We start from the raw sequence: 17,235 nt of genomic DNA, 5'->3' as shown, positions 1-17,235 counted from the left end.
GCTTGGGCTGCTGGCCGGCGAAATCTCATCGCTACCTCGCGCTCCAAGTGAGTAGATCTGCGCTTACTGCATCATTGTCGCGTGAGGGTGAAATCGCCAGATCGAATTGGCTTGCAGCAATTCTGCCGAACGACCAGTCGAAGAAGGCGAGGGGAATGTCGACGTCTCTGAAGGTGGTTGCAATCAAGGGATGGCCGAACAACGGTGTACGGCGAACGATCGCGAGCCATCCAAGCCCATGGCGGGCGGCAAAGTTTCCGAGTTCGTTGGCCGTAATGGGGCCAGTAACCACAGTATTGCCGAGCGCCATAAGCGTGAGATCATTTAAGGTCTCGCCCAGTACCGTCAGCTTCATCCGAGGTCGTTCCTTGCGCATGGCACGAAGGAGGTGGCTCATTAGCGTGAAATCGGCAGGCTCTTCTCCGACAACAAGAAAGCCGAACGTGTCACCATGTCTCGATATGCCCTTAGGTCGTTGAACATTCTGGAACGCATCGACTCTGCTCAGTTGTACGCGACGTGCCAGGTTTGTCGGCAGCCGCCGGCGCAGCATGGTCTCCGCGGTCGCATCCGGCGCGATGATCCGGCTCTCGCTTGTCAGATGCTTCAGCCAGCTCTCGGCGATGCCCCCGCCGCAATCGCAGGCTGTGCCGTGGACGAGTTTCAGACACGGTTGGCCCCTGTCGTCGAGACCGCCACGGCGGCACCACAGACCTCCGTCCGCAGTGAACACGTCAACGCGCACGCCTTGCCTCGTCAGCTCTCGTGCCAACGCTAGCGGCACGCGCGCGGGATCGGCGATCACGACGCGGGAGGGAGATAGCGCGGCTATGGTTTCTTCCAACTGCGCTGCCTCCAAAGGGAGCTGGAACTCAAGCGACTGCGGAAATCCATTTCCGGCGTCGCGCACAGTAAGCCTGGTTCCGCTCCGCCTAAACGTCACGAGCAGGGCCGGCTCATCAAGCTCGCGGGCAAAACTCGCTGCCACCTCCGACACAACGCCGGGGCCGGAAAAAACCAGCGTGGCCCCTTGGCGGCTGGCCATGAGTTGGCGCTCGATGGCCGCCCGGCACACTCTGAGCGGATCTTGTGCCTTGAAGGCTGCGCTCTCCTCGCGATAATTGGGAAAGCGCTGTCGAAGTCTTGCAAGATTAAGCACCACCAGAGCGCGCTTTTCCGTCTTGAAGGAAGCCGAACCCGCATGCCCAACATAGATCGCAGGCGCGCAGACGTTGCGAAAGCCGTTTTGGCGAGCTCGCAAGCAGAGATCAACATCTTCGAGATAGCCCCGATGATAGTGGTCGGATAGTCCGCCGACCACATCGAGGCAAGCCCTGGTGATATAGAGGCAGAACCCAATCCCGTCCGGCATATCCACCAGGCGGCCGGCATTGACACGTTCGGCGATCGCATCGATGCGGGCTGCGTCCTCTGCCGCAAGCAATGGATTGGCCGTAAATGGCACTGGAAAGCTTGTCGCCTCACCATTGTTGGAAAGTGGTGTGACTGTCCCGATGTCGGGCGCTGCATAGGCGGTGGCACTTAGGCGCCGCACAAATCCATTCGGTACCACGGTATCGGAATTGAGCAGTATGACGTCGCCGGAGGGAACGGTCTGCAGCGCGCGATTTACAGCACCAATGAATCCGAGATTGTTTGAGTTGCGGAGCAGCCGGACCCTGGGATTGGCGGCAGTCGCGTCAAGCAGCTTGGCGATACGTTCGTCGGGCGTAGCATCGTCGACCAGCACGACTCTGACGTCGTCGTCGCCATCGATGGCCGCAGTGAGGCTTTCGAGGCAGCGCGTCGTTGCATCAAGATCGTCGTAGACGGCGACGATAACGGTAACCTTGGAAGCGGCTCCAACCTTGTCGACCGCGTCGCGCGGAATTGTTCTTACCCGCGTGGCTCCAAGCGGTGCTGGAAAAGCCGTACGTGCAATGACACGCTGGTTGAGTGCCAGGCTCACCACCCGACGCGTCGATGCATCGGGCAGCGGAACGCTGAAGCTTGCGGCATGCTCGGCGCGACTGGCCAGCGCATGCTGCGGATCGCTACCGATCGAATGGGAAACTGTTGCCACATCGCTTCGGATCTCCAGGTCGATCTTGCCGTGGGCTTGCCAAACAACCCAACCGCTGATGTTGTCGCCGATCCGCCGGATGACGCCCAGGGCGGTCTCGCCGCCAGCCCTCAGCTTGGTGACAGCCTCGCCTAGCATCGCCATATCGCTGTCGAGTTCGATCAGTCTGCGAGCTGCGGCCTGTCTCCGCTCCTCATCACCCCATTGCATCATGCGCCGGTTGGCGGCAAGGTCATCCGGAGCAAGTTCGAGCGCGGTGTCGAGATCCTCAAGCGCCGCGGCTTCGAGGCCTGACCGGTGAGCTATCTCGGCGCGCAGCGTGTAGTGTCGTGCCTGGGCAACGGGGAAGATGCGGCACCGACGGTCGACGAGACGGAATGCCTCGCTCAGGTCTCCGCGGGCAAGCGCCGAGATGGCAGCACGTTCCAGCGCCCCGACGTGCTGCTCCGCATCAAGAAGAGCAGCAAATCGCTCCGCTGGCCGTACGCTGCCCATTGTCACGGGCGCTTGCCGCCGGCCGACGCGAACACGTCGCGAAACCTGTCAGCAAGAACCTCTGTCGTTCGCTTCGCGCGAACGATGTTGCTCGGGGTTGCGATCTTGTAGAAGTCCAACAAGCGGGGCAGGCAAATCCGATTGAGATCGTAGCGCTCCATGACGGTTTCTCGCGCCGCGCGCCGCATGCCGGAAAACCGGCGCGGACTTGCCAGGGTTTCGATCACGCGCGCGGACAATTGCTCGATATCAAAGAATGGCACCAAAATGCCGTTGCTGCCATCGATCACCTCGCGCAAGGGGGCCGTATCGGACCCGATGATAAGGCAGCCGGCACTCATCGCTTCGAGGAGTGACCATGACAAGACAAAGGGGTAGGTGAAATACACGTGGGCGCTGGAAATCTGTAGTGCGTGCAGGAATTGCGCACGATCGAGTTCCTCCGCGAAGTGAATGCGGCTCGCGTCCACTTGACCTTCGATCTCGCGGAAGAAGTAAGTGCGCCAGCTATGACCCTCTGGCGGCGACAGGCCGTAGGGGATTGCTGTCCCACCGATGATCAGGATTTGCGCGTTCGGCCGGGCAGCCATGATCGCAGGAAGGGCGCGAAGAAAGCAATGAAAGCCACGGAGCGGCTCATGGCTGCGGGTTGCGAAAGTTACGACTTCGTCGGCTCTCGTCAGCACCTTGCCGGATGGCAAGGTCAGCGCGGCAGTCTCGTCCGGCTGAATCAGATCGGTGTCCACGCCGTCATGGATCACCTCGATCTTGCTCTGGAAGACGCCCGGATAGGTTGACCGCTGCCAGAGTGTCGGTGAGAGGCCGGCGTCTGCGTCATCGAGCGCCAGCAGGGTTGCGGCGTTCTTCAAATGGATGCGAACATGACCATCGACGCCCATGTCGGGGAATTCGGCGTCAAAGCCGACGTCCTGGCCCGCGGCGCGATAGTAGAATTCGCAATAGGCGATGATGCGCGCCTCGGGAAACAGCGGGCGCAAGGGGAGCATCTCGCCCCAGCCAGGATGGGCGACGACCAGATCCGGAACGAAGCCCTGCTGCTTCAAATTGGAGGCGGAATAGAGCACCTGCTCGGCGCGGCGGCACTCCGCCTCAAAGCGCCGGGCGAACGGATGCGCCGCCGCCAGCTCGCCATCGGGGATCATGTACTTCTTGAGGGAGACGCCGGGCAGCGCCCGGGCCGTCGGCGATCCGATCGCGGCCATCTGGATGTCATCGCGTCCGGAGAGCGCTTTACACAGCGGTAGAAACTGCGCAGGAAAATTATTATGAACAAAGAGAATTTTCTGCATGGGTCCTTCGCGACGGCGGCCGATCGCCAGTCCTAGCACTGGAATCGCCGCCGTGCAGAGCTGACACAATTTAACGCTAAAATTCGACAACGTCTGGTCGGTATATTGCCTTAAACGCTGCGGCTTCGCTATGATGAGGCGAATTTCTGGGGGCATATTTCAATGAAATCGACATCGCTGCAGAAGACGCTTGATCTGCAGAAGGGCTTGTTTTTGATCCGCTATGATTCGGCGGAGGACGCTGCGCAGCCGCCCAAGGTCAGCCTGTCGGTGGATCCGCAAAGCTCCGGCTCGGTTGAATTCCTGTTGCCTCCTGAGGTTGAGGAACCGGTGCTCTGGTCGCCGGGCGCCAATGTAGTCGTTCGGTTATCGGCACCCGCTCGCCTTCAGGTTGAGTTGAGCCCCCGGTCCGCGGGCGGTTCGCTTGGCGCGCGCATCCAATCGGCTCAGCTCTCGACCGATCCGCTGGGCCTCGCGGCTTTGGACGAGGCGCCGCCGGACTTTGCCGGTCTCCGTCTGATTGGTCATCTGGCCGGGCGCGGCGATACGTTGGTGGGACTCGGGGAATGGCTTGGGGGACCGATGGCGCCAACCCGCATCGAGGGCGTCGGCATCGACTGGGCGGAACGTCCTCAGAATTTCGGCGTGCGCCATTCGGTTCGCGTGGGCGGACCGGGCGAGCCGAAGACCACTGAGTTTGTTGAGGCCGGCGGATACTCGGGCACCCGGGGTCGAGCGCTGCCGCTGGTCGGCGCGACCTTCGAAGTGTTCGGCTCTGCTGCCCAACACTACGAGATCACGGCTGACGCGATCTTCCTGGGTTCACCGCAGATGAAGGTCACGGGACAGCGGGTAGTGGTTTCTGGGCCGACCGGCCGGGAGCCGCTCGTCGGTCTGCGGCTGCAGATTGCTTCGACAAGGGCCGTGCAGTCTCGCCCAGATCGATCGGTGTCAAGCGGTCCAGCTGTGTCCGCGCCCGCGGCCATCGCGGCCGAGGCGGCTCCGAAAAATCCGGTCCGAGGTGGCAGCGGGCGCGTCCGGGTCTTCCGTAGCAGGGCTGGCGTAAAGGGTTAAAATTCCTAGGGAATTTCTTGCACTGCGGCATGTGCCGCCATCAGGTGTGGCGCGGCAAAAAAAGACGCGCTTTGGCAGGGCTCACGAGAGAAAATTGCCTCTTAATTCAGCTGTTTAGGATGTTTCGATTGTTCGCAGAAGGTGCCTCTCGCGGAACGGAAGCATTTGGTTTTCGGCACGCAAGGCGTTAAGGTTTCATTAGCTCGCTTCGCAGTGCACAATAAAGGCGAGGCGGATCGGTCCGCGGTGTATTGATCGCCGTAGATCGTACAAGCAGAGGTTTGCATGACCGTCGATGTTTCATCCGCCAACGCTGGGGATGCTTCTCCACTCACGACTGAGAACGCCGAGGCCAGCGGTCTCGCGGCACTCGTGATCGTAGCCCGGCAGCATGGTCTGCATCTGACCGTCTCGCAACTCATCCATGAAAACGTGCTGTCCGGCGGTGAAGTTACGACCTCCGAGATCGTCAAATGCGCCAACAATTCGGGGATGCGGGCGAAGGTCGTTCATCTCGACTGGGACGGGCTGAGCCAGCTCAAGAAAGCGCTGCCCGCGATCGTTTGCCTCAAGGACGGCAGCAAGATGGTGCTGCTGCGCCTCGAAGGCGATGAAAACAACCCCCGGGTCGCTCTTCGAGATCCGAATGTCGGCGAGGACGCGCTGCTCGTCATCGATCCCATCCGCATGGCGGACGTGTGGACGGGTGAGGTCATCCTCGTCAAGCGCGATTACGAGATATCGGACGAGACGCAGCCGTTCAGTTTTGGATTCATCACCGCGTTGATTTTCCGCGAGCGGCGCATCGTACGGGATGTCGCCGTCGCGGCGCTGGTGCTGGGGCTGCTCGCGCTGGCGCCAATCATGTTCTGGCGGCTGCTGACCGACAAGGTGATGTTCTACAGGGCGTTCAACACTTTCTACGTGTTATGCCTTGCGATGGTGGTGATCATCGCCTTCGAGACCATGTTCTTCTTCCTGCGCCAGTATCTCGTGCACACTCTGACGGCGCGACTCGACGTTAAGCTCTCCACCTACGTTTTCGAGAAGGTGCTCAATCTTCCGATCGACTACTTTGAGCGGAACCAGATCGGTTTGATCGCGCGCGACATGCGTGAGATCTTCAGGGTTCGCACCTTCCTGGTCGGCCAGGTCTTCGGGACGATTCTGGATTCGGCGACACTGATCTTCTTCCTGCCCGTGATGTTCTTCTTCAGCCCGCTGCTGACTTTCATCGTGCTGGGCTTCTCGGCCCTGATCGTGGCGTGGCTCGTCCTGATGCTGCCCTACTATCGAAAGAAGTCCGCCGCGGTCCTCGCAGCTGAGGGCGCGCAGGGGGCTTTCATGGTGCAGAACCTCAATGGTATTCGCACCGTAAAGTCGCTCGCTCTCGATGCACGCCAAAAGCATATGTGGGACGTTCATGTGGCCCGCGTCGCCAAGGCCCGGCTGGCCGAGGGTATGGCGGGTGTGATGATCCAGGCCGTCGTGAGGCCGCTTGACCGGCTAACGGTTAGCGCCCCGTTTGCGATTGGCGTGTATCTGGCGATCAGCACAGCTGATCCCGTCTATGTGGGCGCATTGTTTGCCTTCTTGCTATTGTCGCAGCGCGTCGCGGCACCGCTGATGCAAATGGCGCAATTGGTTAACCAGCTCGACGAAGCGCGAATGGCCGTCGGTATCGTGGGTAACCTCGTCAACCAGGAGCCGGAGGAGGGACGCTCCGGACATGGTGTGCAAACCCCGCTGCAGGGCCACGTCGAATTCGCCAATGTGACATTCAAGTACAAGGGGGCGGTCTCGCCGGCGCTGAACGGGATTTCGTTCGAAATCCCGACCGGTACGACCCTTGGCGTCATGGGCAAGAGCGGCTCGGGCAAGACGACGATCACACGCCTGTTGCAGCGGCTGCATTCCGACTATGGCGGGCTGATCAAGATCGACGGCATCGACGTGCGCGAATACGACGTCGATCATCTGCGCCGTAACATCGGTGTCGTGCTGCAGGAGAATTTTCTGTTCTCAGGCACCATCCGTGAGAACATCGCGGCCGCCAAGCCCGATGCCACATTTGACGAGGTGGTCCGGGCGGCACGGCTCGCCGGCGCGGAAGAATTCATCGACAAGCTGCCGCGCGGCTATGAGACCTATATTTACGAGGGCTCGCCCAATCTCTCGGGCGGCCAGCGGCAGCGCATCGCGATTGCGCGCGCCCTCATCGTCAATCCGCCCATCCTGATTCTGGACGAGGCAACCAGCGCGCTGGACGCCGAGAGCGAGGCGATCGTAAACGCCAATATCTCGCGGATTGCGCATGGCCGGACGCTGATCATCATCTCGCATCGTCTCTCGTCGCTGGTCGATTGCGACGCGATCCTCGTGCTCAATCGCGGCACAGTGGACGACATCGGCAAGCACGAGGAGCTGCTGGCGCGCAACGAGATCTACGGTAGCCTTTGGCACCAGCAGAATAGCCATGCCACGCAAGCGCGTCGGCCGCGCTCGAAAGTGGGAGGGCCGACGCTTGTCTCGTAATTCCACATCGCTCACCACCGTCCGGCAGTTTCAGTCCGAGACGGCTGAGATCCGCGAGGCCGCGGAGCCCCTCATTGCCCGCGCGACCTTGTGGGTGCTGGTCGCCTTTCTGGCCTCGCTCGTGGCGATCATGTTCCTGACGCGGCTTGATCGCGTCGTGTCCAGCGTCGGCGGCAAGATCGTGCCGCTGGACCAGATCAACGTGCTGCAGGCGCTCGACCCATCGATCATCAAGACCATCGATGTTCGCGAGGGTGAGCAGGTCGCGGCGGGCCAGTTACTCGCAACGCTCGATTCGACCTTCGCCTCGGCCGACGTCACCCAGTTCAAGCAGCAGGTCGCAAGCCTCGAGGCGCAGGTCCTGCGCGACAAGGCCGAGCTCAGCAATTCGCCGCTGGTGTTTCCGGATCGGCCAGATGTCGAATTCAGGAACTACGCGGCCCTGCAGAAAGCGTTGTACAACCAGAGAAAGGCGCAGTACGCCGCCCAGGTCGCGAGTTTTGATTCCAAGATCAGCCAGACCGAGGCGACGATCCAGAAGCTGCAGAAGGACGATGAGCGCTTCGCCCAGCGCGACGATGTCCTGCAGAAGATCGAGACGATGCGCTCTACGCTCGCCGAGAGCGGGAGCGGGTCCAAGCTCAATCTTTATATCTCGCAGGACGCCCGCCTGGAGCTGCTGCGCCAGATGGACTCCACGCACAACAGCCTGATCGAAGCGCAGCATCAGCTGGAATCGCTGAAGGCTGATCGCAAGGCGTTCACCGAGCAATGGAATGCGCAGCTGAGCCAGGATCTGGTGACCACGCAAAACTCGCTCGACGCCGCACGAGCCTCCTACGACAAGGCGGTCAAGCATCAGGATCTCGTCCGCTTGACGGCCGACGAACCCTCGGTGGTCTTGACGCTGGCGAAGCTGTCGGTGGGCTCGGTGCTGAAGCAGGGCGATCCGTTCATCACGCTGATGCCGCTGAAGACGCGGCTCGATGCCGAGATCAAGATCGCGTCGCGGGACGTCGGCTTCATCAGACCGGGTGATCGCTGCACGCTGAAAATCGATGCTTTCAACTTTGCCGAGCACGGCACCGCCGAGGGCAAGATCCGCTGGATCAGCGAGGGCGCGTTCACGACCGACGACAACGGGCAGCCCGTCGACGCCTATTACAAGGCGCGGTGCTCGGTGGACAGAATGGATTTCCGCGACGTGCCGGCGAACTTCCGCCTGATCCCCGGCATGACGCTGACCGGCGATGTCCATGTCGGCACACGGTCGGTCGCGATGTACGTGATCGGCGACATGCTGAAGGGCCTCGGCCAGGCGATGCGCGAAGCCCAATGAGCACGGCGGTTAACATGCGCTGGCCCAGACTGCTCCGTCGCCCCAAGCCGTGGGCCGGGCTTGGCCCCGAGGCGCTGGTTCAGCGTGGCGTTGCGGCCCATGAGCGTGGCGCCTTCATGGAAGCCTTCGAGATCTGGCGGCGTGCTGCGGAGCGCGGCTCCGCCGAAGCCGCGTTCCGCATCGGCCAACTCTACTGGCAAAGCCAAGGCGTTGCGCGCTCATTTCCGGATGCGGTCGCCTGGTACGAGCGGGCCGCCGAAGCCGGGCATGCGGAAGCCCAACTGTTGCTGGGCCGAATCCTGCTCGACGGCGCCGCGGCGGGTCTCGGCGGCAACTCGCCGGAAGCCTGGCGCCAGTCGGTCGAGAGCAAGGGGGAGGAACGGGCGGCCATCGCCAAAGTCATCTTCCCGCGCGGGCTCTCGGTCGAGAAGCAGCCCGAACGTGGCTTTGGCTGGATTGCGAAGGCGGCGTCCGCCGGCAACCCGGAAGCCCAGGCGCTGCTTGGGGATCTCTATCGGCACGGACGCGGCTGCGAGATGGACAAGGCCGCGGCGCGGCAGTGGTACGAGAAGGCCGCGCAGCAAAATCTCGCCGCCGGTGAGTTCGGTCTGGGCGACGTCTTCTATCAGGGCCTCGGCATCCCTAAGAATCCTCAAATCGCCGCGGACTGGTATCGCAAGGCCGCGGCAAAGGGGCACGTGCGCGCCCAGGTCGCGCTCGCGTTCTTGCATCTGAACGGCGAAGGCGTCGCGCAGGATCGGCCGGAAGCGGCGCGCCTGTTCGGCGAAGCCGCCCGGCACGAGGATGTGACCGCGCTCTACAATATCGCCCTGATGCATCTTGCCGGCGACGGCCTGCCCAGGTCCGTCGACAAGGCCGAGACCGCCTTGCGCAAGGCCGGACGACGCGGGCATCTGCCCTCGATCCTGATGCTTGGCGAATTCTACTCCAAGGGCATGGCCATCGAGCCGGACCTTCGCGAAGCCGCGTATTGGTATCTCCAGGCAGCCGAGCGGGGCGACGTCCAGGCGCAGTTCTTCACCGGTCGCTTCTACGCCACCGGCCAGGGCGTTGCGCCAAGCGTGCGCGAGGCCGCCAAGTGGTTTCTGCGCGCCGCCGAGAACGGGCACCCGACCGCGGCCTACAACGTCGCGATCTTCTATTTGAAGGGCACCGGCATCCCTCAGGATATCGGTGCCGCGATCAAATGGTTCGAGTCCGCCGCCAATGCCGGCATCCCGGCCGCCCAGGTGCAGCTCGGCCAGCTTTATTCGAGTGGCCAGGGCGTCGATCGCGACCACGGCCTCGCCGAGCAATGGCTTGAGAAGGCCGCAGGCGGCGGCGATCCCGAAGCCCGGGTCGCCTATGCGCTGTTTCTGCTGCAATCCGGCGCTTCCGCGGAAGCGATCGCGCGCGCGAAGGACCTGCTGGGGCAGGCGGCCGAGACCGGCCACGCGGCGGCCGCCTTCCAGCTCGGCAATCTTCATGCCGGGCGCTTCGGTGGGGCTCCCGACTGGCCGGAAGCCGCCAGATGCTATGCGCGCGCGGCCGATGCCGGCCTGACGGACGCCATGCTCGCGCTGGGCCATCTCCATCTCGATCCGGGAAGCGGCATGGCCGACCCGAAAGCAGCCAGCGCCTGGTTCGCGAAGGCCGCGCAGGCCGGCCAGCCGCTCGCGCAATTCCAGCTGGGGGTGATGTACTGCACCGGCACCGGCGTGGATCAGGACCTGGAGAAGGGCGTCGCCTGGTATGAAGCCGCCGCCAAGCAGGGCCATCTGCTCGGACAATTCAATCTGGCGGTGATGCTGTCCAAGGGGCAGGGTTGCGAGCGCGATCCCGAGCGAGCGTTCGAATGGTTCGTGCAGGCCGCCGAGCAGGGCATGGCGGCGGCACAGCTTAGCGTCGGAGATGCGCTCTATACGGGAAGCGGCGTGGCGCAGGATCTTGAGGCGGCGAAGGGATGGTATGAGAAGGCGGCGGGGCAGGGGAATGAGGCGGCGCGGCAGCGATTGCTCATGCTGGCGCAAGCGGACGGGAAGGCAACGCACTGTGCGGACTAATGCCTCAACAATGGGTTGTTTGATACCTTGGCTCGAATTTTGGGCTCTGCGCTATAACTTAGTGCAGACCGAAACGCCTTTCTGAGCAGGATTGAACCGCTCGGTCGTATTCGTCACAGTAACGTTAGCATATGATGTTGATGCTAATCTACGTGATAGAGCGACGATCTGAGCTATACCGAAAGCTAGTCACTAGAGAATCTTGATGGGCAGAAACTCACGCAAATTACAACGCGCTTATGTGGTCCCCTATGGGAGGCTGAAGGAGTTGCTTTCCTTTGATGGACGCAGAGATTTGGTACTCGCTCCAGAGCAAGTTCTTAATGCGATCAAGCTGCTGCTTCGCGGTGTCGAGGTAGATGAGACGTGGTACTTGAACGAGTACGCCGACGTTAAGGAAGCAGTTAATCAAGGGGCCTTTCGGTCAGCCCGACATCACTTCATAGAGAATGGATACTTCGAAGAGCGTAGGCCTTTTCCGGTCGTCGTGGACGATGATTGGTATGGCCGAGCATATCCGGACGTAGCGGAAGGTGTTGAATTTGGCGAAATCTCCTCCTTTCAGGAGCACTTCGAAATGTACGGCGAGCGAGAAGGTCGTTTTCCTTCAGAAGACTAAGTGATTCCCACCTTCCGCACGGGATTTTAGCATTGAGATGACCGACACTTCTCAACAAGATTCGATCGAATCGGAATGCGCCATTGTCGCCGAAAGCGGTCTGTTTGACCGAGGTTTCTATCTTCGGTCTAATCCGGATGTGGCCGAAGCTGCAGTCGATCCGCTCCGGCACTTTTGCGAGCATGGCTGGCGTGAGGGACGTGATCCAGCCCCGTTTTTCTCCTTGCGCTATTACACGCGGAATGCTCGCCTTCGTGAGCAATTCTCAGGCAATCCATTTGTCCACTTTATCACCAAAGGTCGAGCCTCAGGCCTTCGAACCAGACCTGAGATCATGGGGCCGGTCGAACCCATTCCTACAGTGAAGGCCGCACAGTGGAAGGATCTCATCGGACGTGTCGAACGCTGCGGGCTCGACGTGATTATTCCAGTTTATCGAGGGCTGCGGGACACAGCGGCATGCATATACTCGGTATTAACTAGTAAGAACGTGTTGCCCTTCCGTCTTGTAGTCGTGAACGATCAGACACCAGAGCCGCGCCTGGCCAAGTTACTAAACACGTTAGCCCGCCAAGGTCTCTTTTACTACCTTGAGAATTCAGTCAATCTCGGATTCACCGGCTCGGTGAATCGAGGAATGCGCGACGATCTGAACTCCCATAAGCTGCTTCTTAATTCAGATACGATTGTTTATGATGGCTGGTTAGATCGATTAGTCGAACACGCCTCTGGCGCCCGAATTGGTACAATTACTGCGCTATCGAATAACGCCACGATATTCAGCTATCCCGATACGAACACGAGTAACAACTACTCCATCGAGATACCGCTCTCAGCGCTCGACCTAATCGTCTCGGCCGTGAACAAAGGGCAGGTTGTCGATGTGCCGACCGGCGTCGGGTTCTGCATGTTTATTCACCGAGACTGTTATTCGGAGGTAGGTGAGCTCGATGTGGAAACCTTTAATCGGGGATACGGGGAAGAAAACGACTTCTGTGTTAGAGCTGAAATCGCTGGTTGGCGGAATGTAGCCGCAACTGACGTTTTTGTTCGTCACACGGGCGAGATTTCATTTGCGTTGGATGCAGCTACGCAACAGAAGTCAGGCTATTTGGCGTTACTCAGAAAACATCCAAGATACGAAGGTGAAGTAAAGAAGTTTGTTTCGCGCGATCCGTTGCGAAAGGTGCGTCAGCAGATCGATATGGCGCGCTTGTTGTTCTTCGCCAGGGAAAGAAAGCTGATCGTATTCCTTTCCCACAATCAAGGCGGTGGCATTGAAGCTCATTTGCGGCAGCTTACCGAGCAAATGGGCGACGAATTTAAGGTGCTGATACTATCGCCAAGCCGCACGTGTCAGCATGAATTTTCGCTCAATTGGTTAGATGAGCCAATTTATCTGCCTAACTTGAGCAACTTGACTGCGCGGGAGTTTATTGAAGCCGTTTTGCCGTCGCTGCTGGGGGCTGGCCTCAATCTGTTCCACCTACATAGCTTTGTCGGCTGTGATTTGGTTGCCCTGCGCATTTTGCTTCAGGGCATAAAATCGAACGGCATCCGAATTGTTAGTACAATACATGACTACTCACCAGTTTGCCCCCGGCATCAGTTGGTGAATGACGGAGAGGATTACTGCGAATTGCCGTCGGTTTCGGTTTGCAATGAGTGCGTCAAATCATATGCCTACCAAGGCAAGAAGGGCGGCCTTGTGGACGTTGAAGACTATAGGAATGTCTATCAGCAGCTTCTTTCTTTCGCAGATGAAACTTTCGTTCCTTCTCGGGACACCCAAACACGCCTTCAGCCCTTCTTGCCGAATTTGAAAATTCAAGTTCGTAAGCATTTAGAAAAGCAAAGGAGAGAGCGCGATAACTCTCAATGGAAAAGGCGAGAATCTGTGCGATCGGATACGATCCGAGTTGCGGTCCTCGGCGCAATCGGTCCGCACAAAGGATCATCTGTGCTGTTGGCCTGCGCTGCGGATGCCATACGCCGCTCGTTGCCCATCTCTTTTCATCTCATCGGCTACTCAAACATCGATGACAGGCTGAAAGATGTGAACGTCTCAATCACCGGGCCCTATTACAGCCACGAGGAGCTGTTTAGTAAACTCGTTGAGGTCTCTCCGGATTTCGCGTTTTTCCCGTCGATTTGGCCTGAGACGTATATGTACACGCTCTCGGATGCGTTCGAACTAGGCGTCTTTCCAGTCGCGTTCGATATTGGGGCGCAAGCAGAACGAATACAGGAAGCCGGGATAGGAGCTCTGATCGGAATCGACGCGAGGTTTAGTCCGCAGTTCATCAACGACACGTTCATCAGCTTGCACGAAGAACTCGGATCCGACAGTTGGATACCCCAGAAAGAAGCCTTCGCTGTCGTTTCAGATCTGCCGGACTACTACCTGTATCGATCTCCGGCGCCACCAGCGGCACGTACTTCCAAGCCAACTCGGACATTAGGAAGAGTGCTGTCTTCAGCAAAGACCTCATCCTATTCCAAAGCTATGGCGCTGCCTCGGAGCTGAGTTCTTTCAGCCCTAACAGCTCCCGAGTAGCCAGTTCAAGCGCGCTATGGCGATTCTGGATCTCGATACGTTCGCTTTTCTCCGCGGCCATGCTTTGCAAAGTGGTTGCGGAGTTGTTGAGCATTTAATTTTTCAAGATCCTTATTCAGTTTTCGATATGTTTCGGGCTCGAAATCGTCAGGAACGCGCGCAAACCGCAACACGCTAGCATCCAATTTGTTCTCCCGTAGGAGAGTCAGAATGATGGAACTGTCCGACAAGTTCTTGTACTCAGGCATCTCCTTCCTTATCCAATCGAAATCAAGAAATGCAGCAAAATGTGCTGAGTTTGCCATACTAATTTTCGCTTGATCCAGTGCGCGTTGGTGCTGATCAGTCGGAAGCCCTGCGGCGAGTCGGTCTTGAATGATAGCCTCGGCAAACTCAGGATCCACAATCTCGTTTGATATGCTTATCTGCCTGATGCGATCGCTCCAATATGGCGAATCGGATTCGACGGACTGCGAGGTCGCGATCCGCCCTCTCGCCTTTTTTCTGAAGAAGGTCTCAATATCTCTAACCATAAAGTGCTTTAGATGGGGGCGCGCCCGGATCTCGTCGGCCGTCCACTGGCGAGCTGAAAACAGGTCGCTCCTGACGTCGTAGAATGCGTCGCAAACCTGGCGAGATGGTTGCACTTGTGGAAAGTGGGGTGACGAAAGCTCGTATAGGTCCCTAATAGATCCAAAGTATTTGCCCTCACCATGAACGGTCGAGGCTCTCCAAATATACGATGCGACGTTATTATGCAGAGGAGGGCTGATGTTGAAGGCATGCCCGTAGTTAAGCCAATCCAGGATGATTCCGCAGTAGCCGTTGGCGGCAATCTCCGCTCTTAGCGTGGCGACGTCCCCAACCGGCAGCCAAATGAATTCGTCGGCATCGATAAAGGCGACCCAGCTATCTGGGTCCACAAGATGCTTAATTGCATAGTTTAAGAAGTAGATTTGTTTGGACGCATTCATGCGGCCGTAGAGTTCTGCGTCGTACAATTCCGCGGGCGGTTTTTCGCTGCGATAGAAATCAAAATCTATCTCGTGCACTTCAACGCGGTTGGAGAGTCTCTTTGGCAGGCCCTCAACTAACTTCGCTACTTTCACCTCCGACTGATCGTCGAAGATAATAATCTTGTCAAAATTCATCCTGAGGTGGTGCGCGACGAAGTCTTCGAGAATGTCTTGTTCGTCGCGGATTAAGGTGACGATAACGTTCATTATTCGTTCTTCGAGTTGTAAGCGAGGTTCAGAGGACAACGCAGATCGAAACTTCAATAGGCTAGTAGAGCTGCAATTGCCAGTTACTTAGTGTCACGTCCAAAATAACTGACGCACCAACATCGCTCCAGCCCTCAACTTCTATGGCGGCCAATTTGAGGGAAAGGTCTTCCGGCTTGGGAGATAGATCGGCAATGGAGGGGCTTTGGGTGCGCAGCTTTTCGAGCGCCCTGCGTATCTCTGGCGGGCCTATCTCGAACGAGATCGTGCGTCTCGCTCCGGTGATGTCAGAAAACGAATTGGCCGACTGAGGCTGCGTTTTCAGATAGGGGTTTCCATTCTCTATTGTCGTCAAGAAGTTCGGCAAACCTGTGCATCTCTCGCATAGATCGATCGTGACGATGTCTCGCATCTGCTGGCTCCAGCCGATCAATTTCGGATAGTCGAAGCCTCTGGGGTCCCAAATTTGTACGGAGAACCAAAATTGCTGTCTGCTTTCCTCGTCACGAAGCAGAAATACTGCTTGGACGTAGGCTACAGCTCGTTCTCTTGTCTGAAACTCATTGATTGTCACGTCGGCTTGAAAGCGGAGGGTGCCGGCCTCTTTCCAGGGTCTTGCCGCAGGAACAAAGCTCCTTTGTAGCATTACAGGATTAAGTTTACCGCTGAAGGGCGGCGTAGCGTTGGTATCTAGGTGAACTCGAACCTGCCGCTCTTTGGCTTGAACCTCGGTTTTCTTTCCGGTGTGTGGTTTGTATAGGTGTAGAGCCACTTCACACCAGCCGCTCGCCTCCTCGTGAATAAGATTCTTGGCATCGACGTTGAAGACTACGACTTGCCAATCATTTGGTGGCCTGTTGTTCTCATCCGTTGTGATGGTACTCACGGGAGCGACAGCGCAACTCTCAACGCTTGTCGGAGGGAGGCAAACAAGGGCGACGACAACACACGACCAATGCCAAATTGTTCTCAAGTTTGGCCTCTCAACTCAGTCAACAGCCTGCGGAGTTCTGGATCGCTGGGAAAATGACAGAGCCCCCGTTGAAGGCAGCTATCGGCTTGTTCAAAACACTCAAGAGAACGATAGTATCTATATAAGCGGGTCCAGTACGCAGGATATTTCGTGCCGAGGTCTCTCTCAAGATCGAGCGTTCTCTTGATCAAGTGCGGTACGCCCTCGTGGCGATCCAGGTTTGATACACGAAACGATCGCTTCTTTCGAATGACGACGAGATTGTAATGGATCTCAACGGCATCGATCCATTCTGAATAGATTGCATTCTGGTGTTTTGCTTTCCTAGGAGGCTTCCATTCTATGGTGTGTTGAAGTTTCACGATTCTCTCGACAAGCGAAAGAATAGAGAAACGATCACTCTCAAGGCCACCTTGAAAGTCGCTGTTGAATGAGGTCTGGATATCCTCGATCACATAGCTTCCATTGTCTGACAGATAAGGAAACAAGGTGATGAAAGCAGCCTCAGAATCTTGGGGGATGTGACTCCCATCATCAATCACGAGGTCAAACGGACCATGAGTTTCGGCAAGATGCCGAAGACCAAGCCGATCAGTCTGGTTCAGTTGGACGAGGCGGACGTTGGCTGGAATTTCAATGTCTTTCTCATGTAGGTCGATGCCATAAATTGTGGCCTCGGGAGCGTACGAAGCCCACATCCTTAAAGAGTTGCCACCGGCTTTTGACGATTGGTATCCTCCAATCCCTATTTCCAAGATCTTCAGGTTTTCGAACCGTCTGGGCTCCAGAAGGCGTTCGTAGATTGGTATATAGTCATGGTCTATGTGCTTGTCGCAATCAAAGGCGATCGCGAGCTCTGTTAGAGAAGCCACTGCTTTAGAGCGCGAGCGAAAGCGACTCCCAAACAATCCGCGCACCGAGGCCGCCAAATGAGCTAATCTGAGCACAGTTCAGTGTGTCCCAA

Annotated in this window: 11 protein-coding genes; 6 read left to right on the top strand and 5 right to left on the bottom strand. The window is 58.1% G+C overall.

Annotation, left to right across the window (positions count from 1 at the left end):
- Positions 1–31: 31 nt before the first annotated feature.
- Entirely contained in the window at positions 32–2,578 is a 2,547-nt protein-coding gene (locus HZZ13_RS19405; RefSeq protein ID WP_246504492.1) for a glycosyltransferase, read from the bottom strand.
- A gap of 2 nt (positions 2,579–2,580) precedes the next feature.
- Positions 2,581–3,888 carry a glycosyltransferase gene (locus HZZ13_RS19400; protein WP_197961146.1) on the bottom strand — a complete coding sequence of 436 codons (1,308 nt, stop codon included), beginning with the start codon at positions 3,886–3,888 and terminating at the stop codon, positions 2,581–2,583.
- A gap of 162 nt (positions 3,889–4,050) precedes the next feature.
- On the opposite strand from HZZ13_RS19400, the gene HZZ13_RS19395 reads away from it, so the two are divergent.
- The 6 genes from HZZ13_RS19395 (at position 4,051) to HZZ13_RS19370 (ending at position 14,045) form a co-directional block, all read left to right on the top strand.
- Positions 4,051–4,962 (top strand): hypothetical protein, encoded by a 912-nt coding sequence (locus HZZ13_RS19395; RefSeq protein ID WP_197961145.1) that lies wholly within the window; start codon positions 4,051–4,053, stop codon positions 4,960–4,962.
- Positions 4,963–5,247: 285 nt separating this feature from the next.
- On the top strand, positions 5,248–7,497 hold the full coding sequence (locus HZZ13_RS19390) for a peptidase domain-containing ABC transporter (RefSeq protein WP_197961144.1): 2,250 nt from the start codon (positions 5,248–5,250) through the stop codon (positions 7,495–7,497).
- A complete protein-coding gene (locus HZZ13_RS19385; protein ID WP_197961143.1) occupies positions 7,487–8,836 on the top strand; it encodes an HlyD family type I secretion periplasmic adaptor subunit in 1,350 nt (449 codons plus the stop codon). The genes HZZ13_RS19390 and HZZ13_RS19385 overlap by 11 nt, the downstream gene beginning before the upstream one ends.
- 14 nt (positions 8,837–8,850) lie before the next feature.
- Positions 8,851–10,899, top strand: a complete 2,049-nt coding sequence (locus tag HZZ13_RS19380) for a tetratricopeptide repeat protein (protein ID WP_246504479.1) — start codon at positions 8,851–8,853, stop codon at positions 10,897–10,899.
- 205 nt (positions 10,900–11,104) lie between these two features.
- Positions 11,105–11,518, top strand: a complete 414-nt coding sequence (locus HZZ13_RS19375; RefSeq protein WP_197961141.1) for a hypothetical protein — start codon at positions 11,105–11,107, stop codon at positions 11,516–11,518.
- 37 nt (positions 11,519–11,555) lie between these two features.
- Complete coding sequence (locus HZZ13_RS19370) at positions 11,556–14,045, top strand: glycosyltransferase (protein WP_197961140.1); 2,490 nt, start codon at positions 11,556–11,558, stop codon at positions 14,043–14,045.
- Positions 14,046–14,089: 44 nt separating this feature from the next.
- On the opposite strand, the gene HZZ13_RS19365 is transcribed toward HZZ13_RS19370, so the two are convergent.
- The 3 genes from HZZ13_RS19365 to HZZ13_RS19355 form a co-directional block, all read right to left on the bottom strand.
- Entirely contained in the window at positions 14,090–15,298 is a 1,209-nt protein-coding gene (locus HZZ13_RS19365; RefSeq protein WP_197961139.1) for a glycosyltransferase family 2 protein, read from the bottom strand.
- 61 nt (positions 15,299–15,359) lie between these two features.
- A complete protein-coding gene (locus HZZ13_RS19360; RefSeq protein ID WP_197961138.1) occupies positions 15,360–16,184 on the bottom strand; it encodes a hypothetical protein in 825 nt (274 codons plus the stop codon).
- An 83-nt stretch (positions 16,185–16,267) separates the two neighbouring features.
- On the bottom strand, positions 16,268–17,188 hold the full coding sequence (locus HZZ13_RS19355; RefSeq protein ID WP_197961137.1) for a class I SAM-dependent methyltransferase: 921 nt from the start codon (positions 17,186–17,188) through the stop codon (positions 16,268–16,270).
- Positions 17,189–17,235: the final 47 nt, after the last annotated feature.

The organism is Bradyrhizobium agreste (assembly GCF_016031625.1).
In the GTDB taxonomy this organism is placed as follows: Bacteria; Pseudomonadota; Alphaproteobacteria; order Rhizobiales; family Xanthobacteraceae; genus Bradyrhizobium; species Bradyrhizobium agreste.
Note: the sequence above shows the minus strand (reverse complement) of the source record. Positions and strands in the feature narration are given on the sequence as shown.

Bases quoted from the DNA above. Each gene is read 5' to 3' on its own strand.
- HZZ13_RS19370 (WP_197961140.1), top strand. From the start codon at position 11,556: ATGACCGACACTTCTCAACAAGATTCGATCGAATCGGAATGCGCCATT.
- HZZ13_RS19380 (WP_246504479.1), top strand. From the start codon at position 8,851: ATGCGCTGGCCCAGACTGCTCCGTCGCCCCAAGCCGTGGGCCGGGCTT.
- HZZ13_RS19365 (WP_197961139.1), bottom strand. From the start codon at position 15,298: ATGAACGTTATCGTCACCTTAATCCGCGACGAACAAGACATTCTCGAA.
- HZZ13_RS19405 (WP_246504492.1), bottom strand. From the start codon at position 2,578: ATGGGCAGCGTACGGCCAGCGGAGCGATTTGCTGCTCTTCTTGATGCG.
- HZZ13_RS19395 (WP_197961145.1), top strand. From the start codon at position 4,051: ATGAAATCGACATCGCTGCAGAAGACGCTTGATCTGCAGAAGGGCTTG.
- HZZ13_RS19390 (WP_197961144.1), top strand. From the start codon at position 5,248: ATGACCGTCGATGTTTCATCCGCCAACGCTGGGGATGCTTCTCCACTC.
- HZZ13_RS19375 (WP_197961141.1), top strand. From the start codon at position 11,105: ATGGGCAGAAACTCACGCAAATTACAACGCGCTTATGTGGTCCCCTAT.
- HZZ13_RS19400 (WP_197961146.1), bottom strand. From the start codon at position 3,888: ATGCAGAAAATTCTCTTTGTTCATAATAATTTTCCTGCGCAGTTTCTA.